The organism is Phyllobacterium sp. 21LDTY02-6 (assembly GCF_023554255.2).
Taxonomy (GTDB): domain Bacteria; phylum Pseudomonadota; class Alphaproteobacteria; order Rhizobiales; family Rhizobiaceae; genus Phyllobacterium.
In genome coordinates, this window is sequence record NZ_JAMJWD020000001.1 from 1,151,935 (window position 1) to 1,167,740 (window position 15,806).

A 15,806-nucleotide genomic window follows, 5' to 3' on the forward strand; every position below is an offset into this window, starting at 1 on the left:
ATGCTGAACGGAACGCCACGCCCCTCGCCCATAACGCCGACGATCAACCTCGACAAGCCGGGCGTGCAGCACGGTTTCCTGCGACTGCCCTATAGCCGTGACGATTCCGCCTGGGGTTCGGTGATGATCCCCATTGCCGTCCTGCGCAACGGCAATGGACCGACGGCGCTCCTCACCGGCGGCAATCATGGCGATGAGTATGAAGGGCCGATTGCCCTGTTCGACCTCGCCCGCACGCTGGACATCGACCGCATCAGCGGCACGGTGATCATCGTTCCGGCGATGAATTATCCGGCCTTCTGCGCCGGCACCAGAACGTCGCCGATCGACAAGGGCAATATGAACCGCAGTTATCCCGGCCGGCCGGATGGCACGGTGACGCAGAAAATCGCCGACTTCTTCACGCGCGAGCTGTTGCCGCGGGCCGATATCGTCCTGGACTTTCATTCCGGCGGCAAGACGCTCGACTTCGTGCCCTTCGCGGCCGCGCATATCCTGCCGGACAAGGAACAGGAAGCCCGTGGCTTCGCGGCGGTGGAAGCATTTTCGGCGCCATGGTCGATGCGCATGCTCGAAATCGATGCCGTTGGAATGTACGACACGACCGTCGAGGAAATGGGCAAGGTCTTCGTGACCACCGAACTTGGCGGCGGCGGCACCGCGCGCGCCGAAACCATCGCCATAGCCAAGCGCGGCGCCGCCAATCTGTTGCGCCATGCCGGGATTCTCGCCGGTGCCGTGGAGCGACAGGTCACGCGCTGGCTGGACATGCCCTCCGGTGATTGCTTCTCCTTCGCGGAGGATGGCGGGCTGATCGAAACCATGGTCGATCTCGGCGATCCCGTCAGCGTCGGCCAGGTCATCGCGCGTATCTATCCCATCGGCCGCACCGGCACGGAGCCGACGGAACTTCGTTCGAAGCTGGATGGTATCCTTGCTGCCCGGCATTTCCCCGGGCTCGTCAAGGCCGGCGACTGCGTCGCCGTCATCGGAACAGTCGACTAGTACGCCGGGGCCCGGAGCACGCGGCAGGTTTTGTTATCCAAACGCTTTTCTTCGTCCTAACATCTGCGTGATGATTCTCTTGCCGATACGGATCAAGGAATCCCGGCCTGCGGACCATCATGCTGAAACCTGATTGGAGGAGATTGGTATGGACGGACAAGGCCTTCTTGTATTCCTGTTGGTCGGTTTGGTCGCCGGATGGCTGGCGAGCATTCTCGTGCGCGGTGGCGGCTTCGGCCTGATCGGTGATCTTATCGTCGGCGTGATTGGTGCATTCATCGCCGGTTACCTCTTCCCGGCGCTCGGGCTCTCGCTGGGTGGCGGCATACTTGGCGCCATCATTGCAGCCACGATCGGTGCGGTCATATTGCTGATCATCGTAAGAGCAGTTAAACGAGCCTGATACTGACGGCAAAATGCCCCCGGGACGCCTGGCGCTCCGGGGGCATTTTTATGTCTGCGCCTCTATTTTGGCCCGATTAGCCGTGCGACGGCGCCGGTGTCGGTTCGCCAGCTGGCGGTGAGCTCTCGTGGGTGGCCTCTGTCTTGCTGTCCTTGCGCGAGATGAACGTATAGAACATCGGCACCACGAACAGCGTGAAGATCGTTCCGACGAGGATGCCGGAGAAGATCACCAGGCCGATCGAATAGCGGGCGGCGGCGCCGGCACCGGTTGCGGTGATCAGCGGTATGACGCCGAGAGCCATGGCTGCGGTGGTCATCAGGATCGGCCGCAGACGGGTCTTGGCCGCGAGCACGATCGCGTCATGGCGATTGATGCCATGCAGCTCACGCTGCTGGTTGGCGAACTCCACCATCAGGATGCCGTGCTTCGTGATCAGTCCGACGAGGGTGATCAGCCCGACCTGGGTATAGATGTTGAGCGTACCCAGGCCGAGATTGAGCGGAACGATGGCGCCGAAGATCGAGAGCGGCACCGACATCATGATGATGAACGGATCGCGGAAGCTTTCGAACTGCGCCGCCAGCACCAGGTAGATGACGATGACGGCGAGCGCGAAGGCGATCAGGATCGTGTTGCCCTGCTCGATCTCAAGCCGCGACTGGCCGGAATAATCCATGAAGAACCCATCCGGCATCAGCGGCTGAGCCGTGTCGATCACGGTCTGCAGACCCTGGCCGGTGGTGACGCCAGGTAGCGGCAATGCCGAGATCGTCGCCGAATTCAGCTGGTTGAACTGCTCGATTGCGGCCGGAGAGGCATTCTCGGTCACTTTGATGACCGCCGACAACGGCACCATGTCGCCCGATGCGCTCTTGACGAAATACTGGCCAAGCTTTTCGGGGTTCGAGCGGAAGTCCTGTGGAACCTGCGGATAGATGTCGTAGCTGTTCGAATCGCGGTCGAATTTCGCCACTTTCGGCTCGCCGACGAGCAGGCCCAATGTCTGGCCGATATCGCTGACCGGAACGCCGAGGGCCGAAGCCCTGTCGCGATCGATCGTCACCGTTACCTGCGGCGCATTGAACGACAGCGAGTTCTGCACGACGATGAACTGGCCGGAAGCCTGGGCCTTCTTCTTGATCTCCTCGGCGACTTCGAACACCTTGTCGGCCGGACCCGTGGACTGGATGACCACGGAGATCGGCAAGCCGCCACCGGTACCCGGAAGCGTCGGCGGCGCGAAGATGAAGGCTTCCACGCCGGCCACCGGGGAGATCATGCCCTGGAGTTCCTGCTGAAGCTCCTTCTGCGACTTGTCACGCTGCGACCAGTCCTTGAACACCCAGATGGCAAAGGCGGAGTTTGTCGTGCCGAGGCCGAGAATGTTGAAGCGCGCCTTCAGTTCCGGCAGATCCTTGGTGAGATTATCGATCTGGTCGGCATAGAGCTTCATATAGGCCGAGGTGGCGTATTGCGGTCCGTTGACCAGCGAGAACAATGCTCCGGAATCTTCTTCCGGGGCGAGTTCAGACGAGGTCTTGGTGAAGAGGAACCCGGTCAATGCGACGAGTGTCACGACCGCGAACAGCGTGACGAAGCGGAAGTTGAGCGAGCCGGCGACGCGCCGTTCATAGGCACCTTCCAGCCAGCCGAAGCTGCTATCGACGATCCTCTGGAAGCGGCTGTGATTGCCGGCGCGCAACAGCAAGGCGCACATCATCGGCGAAACCGTCAATGCGGCAACGCCGGAGATGATGACCGAGCCCGCAAGCGTGAAGGCGAATTCCCGGAAAAGCGCGCCGGTCAGGCCGCCGGTGAAGCCGAGCGGCGCGAACACTGCCGCCAGCGTCACGGTCATGGCGATGATCGGACCGGTGATTTCCTTCATGCCGCGCAAGGCAGCATCGATCGGCTTCAGCCCTTCCTCGATATGGCGATGGATGTTCTCCAGAACCACGATGGCGTCATCCACCACGAGGCCGATAGCGAGAACCATGGCCAGAAGCGATAGAAGATTGATCGAATAGCCAAGCATATAGAGGAAGAAGCACACGCCCACGAGCGAAATCGGGATCGTCACCACGGGGATGATCACCGACCGGAACGAGCCGAGGAAGAGCAGAATGACCAGAACCACGATGAGAACCGCTTCGCCGATGGTCTTGAACACTTCCTCGATGGAGGAACTGATCTGCTCGGTAGCGTCATAGAGCATCGTGATGGTCATGCCTTCCGGCAATGTCGCCTGGATCGAGGGCAGTTCGGCGCGAACGGCAGCCGTCATGTCGATCGGATTGGCGGCAGGCGTCGGGAAGATGCCGAGGAACGTACCGCTCGAACCGTTGAACGTAACGATCGTATCCTCGCTCACCGCGCCAAGTTCGACGCGCGCGACATCGCGCAGGCGAACGATATTGTCGCCATCGGACTTGATCGGCATTGCCCCGAACGCCTCGGGCGTCTGCAATGTCGTCTTCATGGTGATCGGCGAAGCGACGTAAAGGTTTTTCACCTTGCCCGGCGCGGAAAGGAAGTTGGAGCGATTGATCGCCGCGAGAACTTCGGTCGCCGTCGTGCCGCGCGCCGCCAGTTTCACCGGATCGATCCAGACGCGCATCGAGAATACCTGGCCGCCGAGAATCTGGGCGTCGGCGACACCCTGGATCGTCGACATGCGCGGCTGGATGACGCGTTCGAGATATTCGGTGATCTGCTCGCTGCTCATGTTCGGGTTCTGAACGGCAAGGTACATCGTCGCGAAGTCCTGGCCGGTACCCTTGGTGATCACCGGATCGTCGGACTCTTCCGGCAGGTCGCCGCGCACCTGGTTCACCTTGGAGATGACCTCGGTCAGCGCCGCGTCAGGATCGGCGCCAAGCTTCATCTGCACCGTGACTGTGCTGGAGGACGGTGCCGACGAGGATGTCACGTAATCGATGTTTTCCGTCGTCGTGACGGCCTTGGCGATCGGCGACGAGATGAAGCCCTGTATGAGGTCCGCACTCGCGCCGGCATAGGCGGTCTTGATGGTGATGACCGTCTCTTCGACCTTTGGATATTCACGAACCGAGAGATTGACGAGCCCCTGCGCACCCAGGAGGATGATCATGAGCGCCACGACGGTCGAAAGAACGGGGCGGCGAATGAAAATGTCTGAGAAGTTCATTTTGTGGGGAGCCCCGACTCGGTTGTATTGGCTGGATTGACTTCGTTGGCGATCTTCACTGCCGAACCGGGATTGAGGCGGTTCTGGCCTGCGGTCACAACGATATCTCCCGGCTTCAGACCCTTGGTGATTTCAACAAGCAGACCGGACCGGCGGCCGGGCGTCACGAAGACCTGCGCCAGGACGAGCTTCTCTTCCGCCTTCTCGCCATTGGCGGCGGGTTCCGCCGGCTTTGCCTCTTCCGCCGGCTTGGCGGCATCGGCTGGCTTCTCGCCCTCGCCGGCAGCGGCCGCGTCGGCCGGCTTTGCATTCTCCGCAGGTGCCGGACGGACGACGAAGACGTAGTCGCCATAAAGGCTCGAAACGAGCGAGGTCTGCGGCACGGTAAGCACGTTTTCCTCGGTCGGCAATTGTACGCGGACCTGGGCGAACTGGCCCGGGCGCAGCTTGCCGCTGTCGTTGTCGACCTGGGCACGAACCGAAACCAGGCGCGTCGAAGGATCGATACGCGGCTCGATTGCGGTGATCTGGCCGTCGAACTGCTCATCATTGTCGGTCAAATTGAGCTTGATCGGCTGATCGACATGGATCGAGGCCAGCATCTGCTCGGGCACGGTGAAATCCACGCGCATCGTTGCTAGATCCTGCAGCGAAACGACCACGGTTCCGGGCGAAACATACTGGCCGACCTCGATCCGCGGAATACCGACAGTGCCCTTGAAGGGCGCCTTGATCAGCTTCTGGTCGAGAACGGCCTGCAGTTTGGCGATCTCGGCCTTCTTGGCGAGCGAGGCGGACTGCGCTTCATCGACATTGGAAATCGCGCCGACGCCGCGCGTGCTGAGCGTACGGGCACGGGCCAGGGTCTGGTCCGCAAGAACGTCCTGCGCCTTCGCCGCGACGATATCCGCCTTTTCGATCGCATCGTCGAGCTGCAGCAGCGCGGCGCCCTGCTCGACGATCTGGTTCGCCTTGAACGGGATTTCCTTGACGATGCCGGCAACCTCGACGGCAAGCTCGACGCCCTGAATGGCGCTGACCGTGCCGATGGCCTCGATATTCGGCGTCCAGACCTCCGGCTTGACCGTATAGGTCGAGACAGGAGCGGCCGGCTGCTGCATGCTGGCGAAGAAATCCGAGATCGCCTTGTCGCGGAACAGGTTGAAGCCGACAAGCCCCACACCGAGCAATACAACCAGGATTACGATTATAACTGGCAGAATGTAGCGCTTTATCATGGGAAATGCCGCTCCGGAACAAAACAAGGGCCAGCAAATGCTCTGCCAGCCTCAGAATGGATTAGATCACGCGGCTTGATTGCCGTGCGCAATGTACTGTACCGTCTGGACGGTATTGTCAATATGGGTTTATATGGACCCGGCACAGAAAGAACAGGAATGAAGGCGGACACCCTGACGACCAAGGACAAGATTTTACAGGCCGCGGCCGAGATCGCGATGGAGGTCGGCCCGGTCAACCTCTCGCTTGATGCCGTTGCCCGGCGAGCGGGTCTCTCCAAGGGTGGTCTCCTTTACTCCTTCCCGACGAAAGCCAAGCTGCTCGAGGCTCTCGTCGAAGATCACATGGCCCAATTCGACAAACAACTTAAACACCACGAAGCATTGCGGAACCATGGCAGAAACAGCGTGGTTCTCGCCTGTATCGCAGTTTATCGGGCTGAATTTGTCTGTAACGAGGCCGAACCGTCCGGCATATTGGCCGCAATTGCCAATGACCGCACGTTTCTCGACCCGATCCGCCGCTATACGACGCAGCTTCTGCAGCGAATCCGCGAAAATTCGGACGATCCGACATTGGCGCTGATGGCCTATCTGACGATTGAAGGCATGCGCTGCCAGAAGCTGTTCGAAATGGATGGCCTCAGCCGCGACGAGCAGATCGCCGCCATCGATCGCCTCAGCCTCCTGTTCGAGCCGGCCGAGGAGCCCCGGAGCAATCTGCCTGGCGCTGCCTGATAAGCAATAGCCAGGCGATCAGACTGGCGACAGGTCGCCTTCCAGCCAGGACTGCTGCGTCTCGGCGGCAAACGCTGCAAAGCGGCGTGCTTCGATAGAGCTGCGAATGCCCTGCATCAATTGCTGATAATATGAAAGATTGTTCCAGGTGAGCAGCATTCCACCCAGCGCCTCGCCTGATTTCACCAGATGATGCAGATAGGCGCGGCTATAGTCGCGGGCGGCCGGGCAGGTCGATTCCTCGTCCAGCGGACGCGGATCCTCGGCGTGGCGGGCATTGCGGAGATTGACCTTGCCGCGGCGGGTAAATGCCAGGCCATGACGGCCGGCACGCGTGGGCATCACGCAGTCGAACATATCGATGCCGCGCGCCACGGATTTCAGAATATCGTCCGGCGTTCCTACGCCCATCAGATAGCGCGGCCGGTCGGCCGGCAATTCGGGACAGGTCGCGTCCAGCATTTCCAGCATCACATCCTGCGGCTCGCCCACGGCCAGGCCGCCGACGGCATAACCCTTCAGGTTCATTTCGCGCAGCGCCTGGGCGGAGCGGACACGCAGATCGGCGACATCGCCGCCCTGGACGATACCGAACATGGCCTTGCCCGGCTGGTCGCCGAAGGCGGTCTTGCACCGCTCGGCCCAACGCAGCGAAAGCTCCATCGCCCGCTGGATATCGTTTGGCGTCGACGGCAGCGCGACACATTCGTCGAGCTGCATCTGGATATCGGAACCGAGGAGCCCCTGAATTTCGATGGAGCGCTCGGGGCTCATCTCGTAAGGTCGCCCGTCAATATGGGAGCGGAATGTCACGCCCTGTTCGGAGAGCTTCCTGAGCTGCGCCAGCGACATGACCTGGAATCCGCCGGAATCCGTCAGGATCGGGCCGCTCCAGCGCGAGAATTGGTGCAGGCCGCCGAGCTTTGCCACGCGCTCCGCGCCGGGCCTCAGCATGAGATGGTAGGTATTACCCAGGATGATATCGGAACCGAGGTCGCGCACCTGGTCCATATACATGGCCTTTACGGTGGCGGCTGTGCCGACGGGCATGAAGGCGGGGGTACGGATCGCCCCGCGCGGCATGGTTATTTCCCCGCGCCGCGCCTTGTCATCTGTCGTGGTGATCTTGAATTCGAATGTTTCGCTGCTCATGATGGTGATCGCCATAACAGGCTTGCATCGCCATAGGAATAGAAGCGAAAGCCGTTTTTGATTGCGTGACGATAGGCCGCCTGCATGCGTTCGCGGCCGCTGAAGGCCGAAACCAGCATGAACAGCGTCGACCGCGGCAAGTGGAAATTCGTCAGCAGCATGTCCACTGCCCGGAAGCAATATCCGGGCGTGATGAAAATGTCGGTCGCCCCGGTCCAGGGCTGAATGACGCCGCCGGGATCGGTCGCGCTTTCCAGCAGCCGCAACGACGTCGTTCCGACAGCGACGATACGGCCTCCCCGCGCCTTCACATCGTTGAGCGCTTGCGCCGTCGCCGCATCGACGCTGCCCCACTCCGAGTGCATCTTGTGGTCGGCCGTGTCATCCGCCTTTACCGGCAGGAAGGTGCCGGCGCCGACATGCAGGGTGACGAAATGCTCTTCGATCCCGCGCGCGGCCAGACCGGCCAGCAGTTCCGGCGTGAAGTGAAGCCCGGCCGTTGGCGCCGCGACGGCGCCTTCCTCGCTGGCATAGACTGTCTGATAATCTTGCCTGTCGCGCTCGTCATCCGATCGCTTGGAGGCGATATAGGGCGGCAGCGGGATGTGTCCGACAGCCGCAATGGCCTCGTCCAGCGCAGCGCCGCTGACATCGAAGACGAGCAACGCCTCGCCCGCGTCGCCTTTTTCTTCGACTGTCGCCTGCAGCGATCCCAGCAGGCACATATTGTTGCCATGGCCGAAATCGATCCGCTCTCCGGCCCTGATGCGTTTGGCGGGCCGCAGAAATGCCTTCCATCGGTCGGGGCCGGTACGCATATGCAGAGTGGCACTTATCTGCGCCCGTGAACCGTCGCGCTCACGCAACCCTTCAAGCTGAGCTGGTATGACCTTGGTATTATTGAAGACAATCGCGTCTCCGGGCCGCAGGTGCTCGGCAAGGTTTCTTACAATATCTTCTTCGAACGCAGCTTCGCCGTCCCTGACAAGCAGAAGCCGCGCTGTGTCGCGCGGCTCTGCGGGTCGAAGGGCGATGTTCTCTTCCGGCAGTTTGAAATCGAAAAGATCAACGCGCATTGCTGGGTTGGCGAGCCCTATTCGGCGGCGTCGGCAGCGACGCGCATCGAAACGATGGAATCAGGATCCTGCACCGGCTCGCCGCGCTTGATCTTGTCGACATTGTCCATGCCTTCGATCACCTGGCCCCAGACCGTGTACTGGCGGTTCAGAAAGCCGGCATCGTCGAAGCAGATGAAGAACTGCGAATTGGCCGAGTTCGGGTTCTGCGACCGCGCCATGGAGCAGGCGCCGCGTCCGTGGTTGGCGTTGGAGAATTCGGCCTTCAGGTCGGGAAGGTCCGATCCGCCCATGCCTGCCCGTGCCGGGTTGAACGAGGCTCCACCCTGCTTGCCGAACTTCACGTCGCCGGTCTGCGCCATGAAGCCATCGATGACCCTGTGGAATACGACGCCATCATAGGCGCCATCCCGTGCGAGCTCCTTGATCCGCGCAACGTGACCGGGTGCGAGATCCGGGTAGAGCTCGATGACGACGCTTCCCTTTGTCGTTTCGAGAAGGATCGTGTTTTCGGGGTCCTTGTAAGCCATATCGTGCAATCTCCTGTTAGATTATTACTTGGTCGATCCGACGGTGACCTTGATCATCTTGTCGGGGTTTTCGACAGCTCCATTGTTGGCCTCGGAGCCTTTCTTGATCTTGTCGACATATTCCATGCCGCTCGTCACCTTGCCGACGACCGTATACTGGCCGTTCAGCGAAGGATATTCGGTGAACATGATGAAGAACTGGGAATTGGCCGAATTCGGATTCTGCGACCGCGCCATGCCGACGACGCCGCGCACGAAAGGCTCATCCGAAAACTCGGCAGGAATGTCCGGCCGGGTCGAGCCACCGGTGCCGGCCGCGCTCGCATTGAAGCCCTTTTCGGTGTTGCCATATTGAACATCGCCGGTCTGGGCCATGAAGCCGGGAATGACGCGGTGGAAGACCACATTGTCATAGGCCCCTTCCTTTGCCAGCGCCTTGATCTGTTCCACATGCTTTGGAGCGAGCTTCGGCAGGAGTTCGACCTTCACATCGCCATCCTTGAGCTTGATGGTCATGGTGTTGGCGTCGTCCGCCCTGCTCCATCCGGCGGATGCGAGGGAAATGGACGATACGGCAGCAACCAGAAGCGCTGTGCGAATAAAGGACATCAATGTCTCTCCAAATCAGTGATTGAACTTTGCCTTGAGGGCCTCGGCAACGAGCGGCGGCACAAAATGACTGATATCGCCGCCCATCGCCGCAATCTGTCGAACCAATGTGGCGGTAATCGTGCGAACCGCGGGATCGGCCGGAAGAAACACCGTCTGCAGCTCCGGCGCCATCTTGCCGTTCATTCCGGCCATCTGCATCTCGTAGTCCAGATCCGTGCCATCGCGGAGACCGCGAACGAGAAGCACGGCGCCATGGGCGCGCGCCGCATCGATCACGAGCCCATCGAATGCTATGACCTTGATCCGCTTGCCGTCCTCGCCGAAAGAATCGTTCGCCACCCGCTGGATCAGATCGACCCGCTCGTCGAACGAAAACAGTGGCGTCTTGCCGGGATGGACGCCGATAGCGACCAGCACCTTGCGCGCAAGCCGCAACGAGCCGTGCAGAACATCCATATGTCCATTGGTTATCGGATCGAATGATCCTGCGTAGATCGCTGTCGTCATTCGGGCTTAGTAGCCGCTTTGGCCCAAGCTTTCAATGGCCATGGAGGGCCATCGAGGGGCATGGAGCGGGGAGCGCCAGATGAACCGGAGATGAACGGCGTCGTCAGCTGAAGTTCAAGCGCCAGAAGCTAAATATGAACCAATCGGCGATTTCCGCGTTGCTTATTGGACTGCCGAAAGCAATTCGAAGGACGGATCAATGGTTATTTTATTGAGCATCGGTATGATGGTTGCGATGATGGTTTCGGCCATCATCATGCTCGTGGAAGAAAACCGGAAGCGGAAAGCCCAGAATCAGACCTCCCGCTTCGGTATCTACAGACAGATGCCAAACTGAGTTCGGCGCCTGACCTATTCGGTCACGATGGGCGCTTCCGCTCCGTCGCCGTTCTCCTCTCCGTCTTCTTCGCTCTCGGATTCCGAGATGCGTTCGACGGATACCACTCTTTCATCCTGTGCAGTATTGAAGATCGTCACGCCCTTGGTTGACCTGCCGGCGATGCGGATGCCGTTGACGGGCACCCGGATCAGCTGGCCCTGATCGGACACGAGCATGATCTGATCCGACGCTCGGATCGGGAACAGTGCGATCAGCTTGCCGATCTCGTCGGTTTTCGACGTATCCGTCGCCCTGATGCCCTTGCCGCCACGTCCCGAAACGCGGAATTCATAGGACGAAGAGCGCTTGCCATAGCCGAACTCGCTGACCGTCAGCACGGTCTCTTCGCGATCGCGCAGCTCCGCATAGCGGGTGGGCGAAAGTTCGGCGACATCGGTCGCCTCCTCGCCAACCAGTGCGATCTCCTCGACATCGTCGGCGCCCTGCGCCCGGCGCTCGGCTGCCGCCAGCCTGAGATAGGCGGAACGTTCAGCGGGGCTCGCTTCGACGTGAGCCAGGATAGCCATGGAGATGATCTTGTCGCCCGGTGCGAGCGAGATGCCGCGCACGCCGATCGAATTGCGGCCCGCAAACACGCGGACATCCGTGACCGGGAAGCGGATGCACTGGCCGCCGGCGGCCGTCAGCAGCACATCGTCGAACTCGTCGCATGTATCGACGCTGAGGATCTCGTCGCCCTCCTCCTCGAGCTTCATCGCGATCTTGCCATTGCGGTTGACCTGCACGAAGTCGGAAAGCTTGTTGCGCCGGACGGTGCCGCGGGTCGTGGCGAACATCACGTCGAGATTGGCCCAGCTTGCCTCGTCCTCGGGCAGCGGCATGATCGTCGTGATACGCTCGCCCTGTTCGAGCGGGAGCATGTTGATGAGTGCCTTGCCGCGCGATTGCGGCGTGCCGATCGGCAGGCGCCACACCTTCTCCTTGTAGACGATACCGCGGGACGAGAAGAACAGGATCGGCGTGTGCGTATTGGCTACGAAAAGCCGCGTGACGAAATCCTCGTCCTTCATGGAAACCGCCGAGCGGCCCTTGCCGCCGCGGCGCTGGGCGCGATAGGTCGCCAGCGGCACGCGCTTGATGTAGCCGGCATGGCTGACGGTCACCACCATGTCTTCGCGGGCGATGAGATCCTCATCGTCCATATCGGCGCCGCCTTCGGCAAGCTCGGTCCGGCGCGGCGTGCCGAACTCGTCGCGAATGGCGATAAGCTCATCCTTGACGATGCTCATGATGCGGCTGCGCGAGGCCAGAATGTCGAGGTAGTCGGCGATTTCGACGCCGATCTTGTTCAATTCGTCGGCAATTTCGTCGCGGCCGAGAGCCGTCAGGCGCTGCAACCGCAGATCGAGGATCGCCCGGGCCTGCTCTTCCGAAAGGTTGTAGGTATTGTCCTCGTTCAGCGTGTGGCGCGGATCGGCAATGAGCGTGATCAGCGGCGCAATGTCGTTGGCCGGCCAGCGCCGCTCCATCAACTGGTCCCTCGCCGTGGAAGGATCCGGCGCGCGGCGGATGAGCGCGATGACCTCGTCGATATTGGCGACAGCTATCGCAAGTCCAACGAGGACATGGGCGCGGTCGCGCGCCTTGCGCAGCAGGAACTTGGTGCGCCTGCTGACCACTTCCTCGCGGAAACTGACGAAGGCCCGCAATATGTCGAGAAGATTGAGGAGGCCCGGCTTGCCGCCATTCAGCGCCACCATATTGGCGCCGAAGGAGGATTGCAGCGGGGTGAAGCGATAGAGCTGGTTGACGATGACATCGGCAACGGCGTCGCGCTTTAGTTCGACGACGACGCGGTAGCCATCGCGGTCCGACTCGTCCCTGATGTCGGAAATGCCTTCGATCCGCTTTTCACGGACAAGATCGGCCATTTTCTCGATCATCGTCGCCTTGTTGACCTGGTAAGGCACTTCGGTGATGACGATGGCTTCGCGGTCGCCGCGCATGGTCTCTATCGAAACCTTGCCGCGCATGAGGATCGAACCGCGACCGGTACTATAGGCGGAATGAATGCCCGAGCGCCCAAGAACAATGCCACCCGTCGGAAAATCCGGGCCGGGTATATATTCCATGATCTCCGAAAGATCGATCGACGGCTTGTCGATCAGCGCCACGCAGCCATTGATGACTTCCGCCAGATTGTGCGGCGGCACATTCGTCGCCATGCCGACGGCGATGCCGCCCGAACCATTGACGAGCAGATTGGGAAACCTGGCCGGAAGAACCGTCGGCTCCTGCTCGCGGCCGTCATAATTGTCCTGGAAATCGACCGTTTCCTTGTCGATGTCGGCAAGCAGCGATTCCGTTACCTTCTGCAGGCGGCACTCGGTATACCGCATGGCCGCAGGAGAATCGCCATCGATGGAGCCGAAATTGCCCTGGCCATCGACCAGGGGATCACGCAGGGACCAGTCCTGCGCCATGCGCACGAGCGCATCATAGATGGAGGCGTCGCCATGCGGATGGTATTTACCCATCACTTCACCGACGACACCCGCGGACTTGCGATAGGATCTGTTCCAGGCGAGGCCCATTTCATTCATCGCATGGAGAATGCGGCGATGCACGGGCTTCAAACCATCGCGGACATCCGGCAGCGCGCGGCTCACGATAACGCTCATGGCATAGTCGAGATAGGACCGCTGCATTTCCTCGATGATGGAAATCGCTTCAATTCCGGAGCCGGGTCCGCCCTTGTCGTCGTCGGAACCGCTAGGTGGAGTTAAATCTGACACGAGGCACTCATCTTCCAAATAGAATCAATCTAGAACTTATAGCGGCTTTCCGCCCCAATTGCCAACTTGGCGGCCGTTAATGCACAGTTGAAAATCCTTTTGAATCAAAGGCATATAGCATTGTTTCTCATATGTCGAAAAACTTACCGTGCAGAAATCCGCTTTTGTCGACGCGCGGGGGCAAATCGGCTAGGTTCAGGCGGGGCAAACGCCCGCCTGGCGGAGCGCTTAAGAGAAAAGAAAAGCTAAATCGTGGCATTCTACGACACAATCCTGAATGCGCTGGTAACCCTGATGGTGACGATCGATCCGCCGGGGCTGGCACCGCTTTTCCTGGCGCTTACCGGCGGCATGAACCGGAAGGAGCGCAGCCAGGTGGCGCTCAGGGCGAGCCTGACGGCGTTCGTCGTGCTCACGGTCTTCGCTCTTGCCGGAGCCCAGATTCTCGCGCTGTTCGGCATCACCCTCGGGGCGTTCCGCATCGCCGGCGGGCTGCTGCTCTTCTGGATTGCGTTCGAGATGATTTTCGAGAAGCGCCAGGACCGCAAGGAAAAGAGCGCAGAAGTGGCGATTACCAAGGATCATATCCGCAATATTGCGGCATTCCCGCTTGCCATACCGCTGATCGCCGGTCCCGGCGCCATTTCGGCGACGATATTGCTGGCCGGAACCATGTCGGGGCCGGCATCGCGCCTTGCCCTGATCGCCATCATACTAGTCTGCATCGCGTCCGCCTATCTGGTGTTCTTCCTGGCCGAGCGCGTGGACAGGTTTCTCGGCGAGACGGGCCGCTCCATTCTCACGCGCCTCCTCGGCGTCATCCTTGCCGCGCTCGCGGTGCAATTCGTCGCCGATGGCATCAGGACGCTCGTGCAGGGATAGCGCTCCAAGGCTCCGGTTCAGGCGTCCTCGTGCGCATCCTTCTGCGTGATCAGCCGCGCGCTGCGCACGCCGGTCAGCGATATCCACAGCCAGCTCAGCGCCACCGCCAACCGGTTGCGCAAGCCGATGAGAAAATAGATGTGCGCGAGCCCCCATATCCACCAGGCGACATATCCCTTGATCTTCAGCTTGCCGAGCTGGATCACCGCCGCCCGCTTGCCGATCGTGGCCAGATCGCCGGCATGCCTGTACTGGAATGGCCGCGGCGTCTCGTCGCCCGCAAGACGCGCCTTTATGGTATTCGCGACATGGGCGCCCTGCTGCTTGGCGGCGGGCGCTATGCCCGGCACCGGCTTGTCGCCGCTCTTCACCGATGCGGTGTCGCCGATGATGAAGATATCCGGATGGCCCGGCGCGGTCAGGTCGCCATTGACGATGGCGCGCCCTGCCCTGTCCGCCTCGACACCCAGCCATTTGGCCGCGGGCGAAGCCTGAACGCCCGCCGCCCACAGGATGGTGCGGGCGTGCAGGACCTGGCCACCGAATGAAACCCCGTCCTGGCGGCAGTCCGTGACAGGCTGTCCGAAATGGACGGTCACGCCCAGCCGCTCCAATGCGCGCCTGGCATAGTCGGACAGTTCCTCGCTGAAGGCACCGAGCAGCCGCGGCCCGCCCTCGATCAGGATCACGCGGGCCTTGGTGGGATCGATATTGCGGAAATCGCCCTTGAGCGTGTCGCGTGCCAGATCGGCGATCGTGCCGGCGATTTCCACTCCGGTCGGTCCGCCGCCAATGATGACGAAGTTCAGATATTGTTCGCGGATCGCCGGATCAGGCTCCAGTTCCGCCTTTTCGAAGGCCGTCAGGATACGCCTGCGGATCAAGGTTGCGTCTTCGAGCGTCTTCAATCCCGGCGCAAACGGCTCCCAATCGTCGTGACCGAAATAGGCATGGCGGGCGCCCGTAGCCAGCACGAGCGTATCATAGGGCACCGGCTCGCCATCGAGAATGCCGAGCGTATGGGCGGCCGGATCGACGCCGGTCACGGTCCCGAGCAGGGTCTTTACATTGGCGAAGCGGCGCAGCAGATGGCGGATGGGCCAGGCAATCTCGGAAGTCGCCAATGTGGACGTGGCGACCTGATAGAGCAGCGGCTGAAACAGATGATGATTGCGCTGGTCGATGACCGTGATGTCGAGATCCACGCCGCGAAGCCTGTAGACGGTTTCGAGCCCGCCAAAACCACCTCCGACGATGACAAGCCGATGCTTGTGGCCTGCAGATGTCTCCAGTCTCGTCATGCCAAACCTCCGTACCGAACCATGCCCTGCGACGCATCAGACCACATCGCGGCCGATG

Annotated in this window: 14 protein-coding genes; 5 read left to right on the forward strand and 9 right to left on the reverse strand. The window is 60.9% G+C overall.

The window, feature by feature from the left end; all coding sequences use genetic code 11:
* Together doeB and M8997_RS05570 are read left to right on the forward strand one after the other, a co-directional pair.
* Positions 1-1,005: a N(2)-acetyl-L-2,4-diaminobutanoate deacetylase DoeB gene (doeB, locus tag M8997_RS05565; protein WP_250018710.1), complete on the forward strand. Its 1,005-nt coding sequence runs from the start codon at positions 1-3 to the stop codon at positions 1,003-1,005.
* A gap of 148 nt (positions 1,006-1,153) precedes the next feature.
* The gene (locus M8997_RS05570) at positions 1,154-1,408 is read left to right on the forward strand and encodes a GlsB/YeaQ/YmgE family stress response membrane protein (RefSeq protein ID WP_250018709.1); all 255 of its coding nucleotides are present in this window, start codon (positions 1,154-1,156) and stop codon (positions 1,406-1,408) included.
* 76 nt (positions 1,409-1,484) lie between these two features.
* On the opposite strand, the gene M8997_RS05575 is transcribed toward M8997_RS05570, so the two are convergent.
* Both M8997_RS05575 and M8997_RS05580 read right to left on the reverse strand, forming a co-directional pair.
* Positions 1,485-4,577 (reverse strand): efflux RND transporter permease subunit, encoded by a 3,093-nt coding sequence (locus M8997_RS05575; RefSeq protein ID WP_250018708.1) that lies wholly within the window; start codon positions 4,575-4,577, stop codon positions 1,485-1,487.
* Complete coding sequence (locus M8997_RS05580; protein WP_250018707.1) at positions 4,574-5,815, reverse strand: efflux RND transporter periplasmic adaptor subunit; 1,242 nt, start codon at positions 5,813-5,815, stop codon at positions 4,574-4,576. Before M8997_RS05580 ends, M8997_RS05575 begins: the two co-directional genes overlap by 4 nt.
* A gap of 84 nt (positions 5,816-5,899) precedes the next feature.
* Between M8997_RS05580 and M8997_RS05585 the strand changes: the two genes are divergently transcribed.
* Positions 5,900-6,553: a TetR family transcriptional regulator gene (locus tag M8997_RS05585; protein ID WP_250018772.1), complete on the forward strand. Its 654-nt coding sequence runs from the start codon at positions 5,900-5,902 to the stop codon at positions 6,551-6,553.
* Between the two features lie 18 nt (positions 6,554-6,571).
* On the opposite strand, the gene tgt is transcribed toward M8997_RS05585, so the two are convergent.
* Genes tgt through coaD form a run of 5 tightly spaced genes read right to left on the reverse strand, consistent with a single transcriptional unit; the run spans position 6,572 to position 10,430 of the window.
* Entirely contained in the window at positions 6,572-7,705 is a 1,134-nt protein-coding gene (gene tgt / locus M8997_RS05590; protein WP_250018706.1) for a tRNA guanosine(34) transglycosylase Tgt, read from the reverse strand.
* Positions 7,702-8,781 (reverse strand): tRNA preQ1(34) S-adenosylmethionine ribosyltransferase-isomerase QueA, encoded by a 1,080-nt coding sequence (queA, locus tag M8997_RS05595; RefSeq protein ID WP_250018705.1) that lies wholly within the window; start codon positions 8,779-8,781, stop codon positions 7,702-7,704. The genes tgt and queA overlap by 4 nt, the downstream gene beginning before the upstream one ends.
* Positions 8,782-8,798: 17 nt before the next feature.
* The gene (locus tag M8997_RS05600; RefSeq protein ID WP_250018704.1) at positions 8,799-9,311 is read right to left on the reverse strand and encodes a peptidylprolyl isomerase; all 513 of its coding nucleotides are present in this window, start codon (positions 9,309-9,311) and stop codon (positions 8,799-8,801) included.
* A 24-nt stretch (positions 9,312-9,335) separates the two neighbouring features.
* Positions 9,336-9,920, reverse strand: coding sequence for a peptidylprolyl isomerase (locus M8997_RS05605; RefSeq protein WP_250018703.1), 585 nt, complete (start codon positions 9,918-9,920; stop codon positions 9,336-9,338).
* A gap of 15 nt (positions 9,921-9,935) precedes the next feature.
* Positions 9,936-10,430, reverse strand: a complete 495-nt coding sequence (gene coaD, locus M8997_RS05610; protein ID WP_250018702.1) for a pantetheine-phosphate adenylyltransferase — start codon at positions 10,428-10,430, stop codon at positions 9,936-9,938.
* Positions 10,431-10,629: 199 nt separating this feature from the next.
* Between coaD and M8997_RS05615 the strand changes: the two genes are divergently transcribed.
* A complete protein-coding gene (locus tag M8997_RS05615; protein ID WP_250018701.1) occupies positions 10,630-10,767 on the forward strand; it encodes a hypothetical protein in 138 nt (45 codons plus the stop codon).
* A 14-nt stretch (positions 10,768-10,781) separates the two neighbouring features.
* Here M8997_RS05615 and gyrA read toward each other — a convergent pair whose 3' ends face one another.
* Complete coding sequence (gene gyrA, locus M8997_RS05620; RefSeq protein WP_267228569.1) at positions 10,782-13,565, reverse strand: DNA gyrase subunit A; 2,784 nt, start codon at positions 13,563-13,565, stop codon at positions 10,782-10,784.
* A gap of 252 nt (positions 13,566-13,817) precedes the next feature.
* Between gyrA and M8997_RS05625 the strand changes: the two genes are divergently transcribed.
* Positions 13,818-14,447 carry a MarC family protein gene (locus M8997_RS05625; RefSeq protein ID WP_250018700.1) on the forward strand — a complete coding sequence of 210 codons (630 nt, stop codon included), beginning with the start codon at positions 13,818-13,820 and terminating at the stop codon, positions 14,445-14,447.
* Between the two features lie 17 nt (positions 14,448-14,464).
* Here the strand turns inward: M8997_RS05625 and M8997_RS05630 are convergent, their stop codons facing one another.
* Positions 14,465-15,748 (reverse strand): NAD(P)/FAD-dependent oxidoreductase, encoded by a 1,284-nt coding sequence (locus M8997_RS05630; protein WP_250018699.1) that lies wholly within the window; start codon positions 15,746-15,748, stop codon positions 14,465-14,467.
* Positions 15,749-15,806 lie beyond the last annotated feature (58 nt).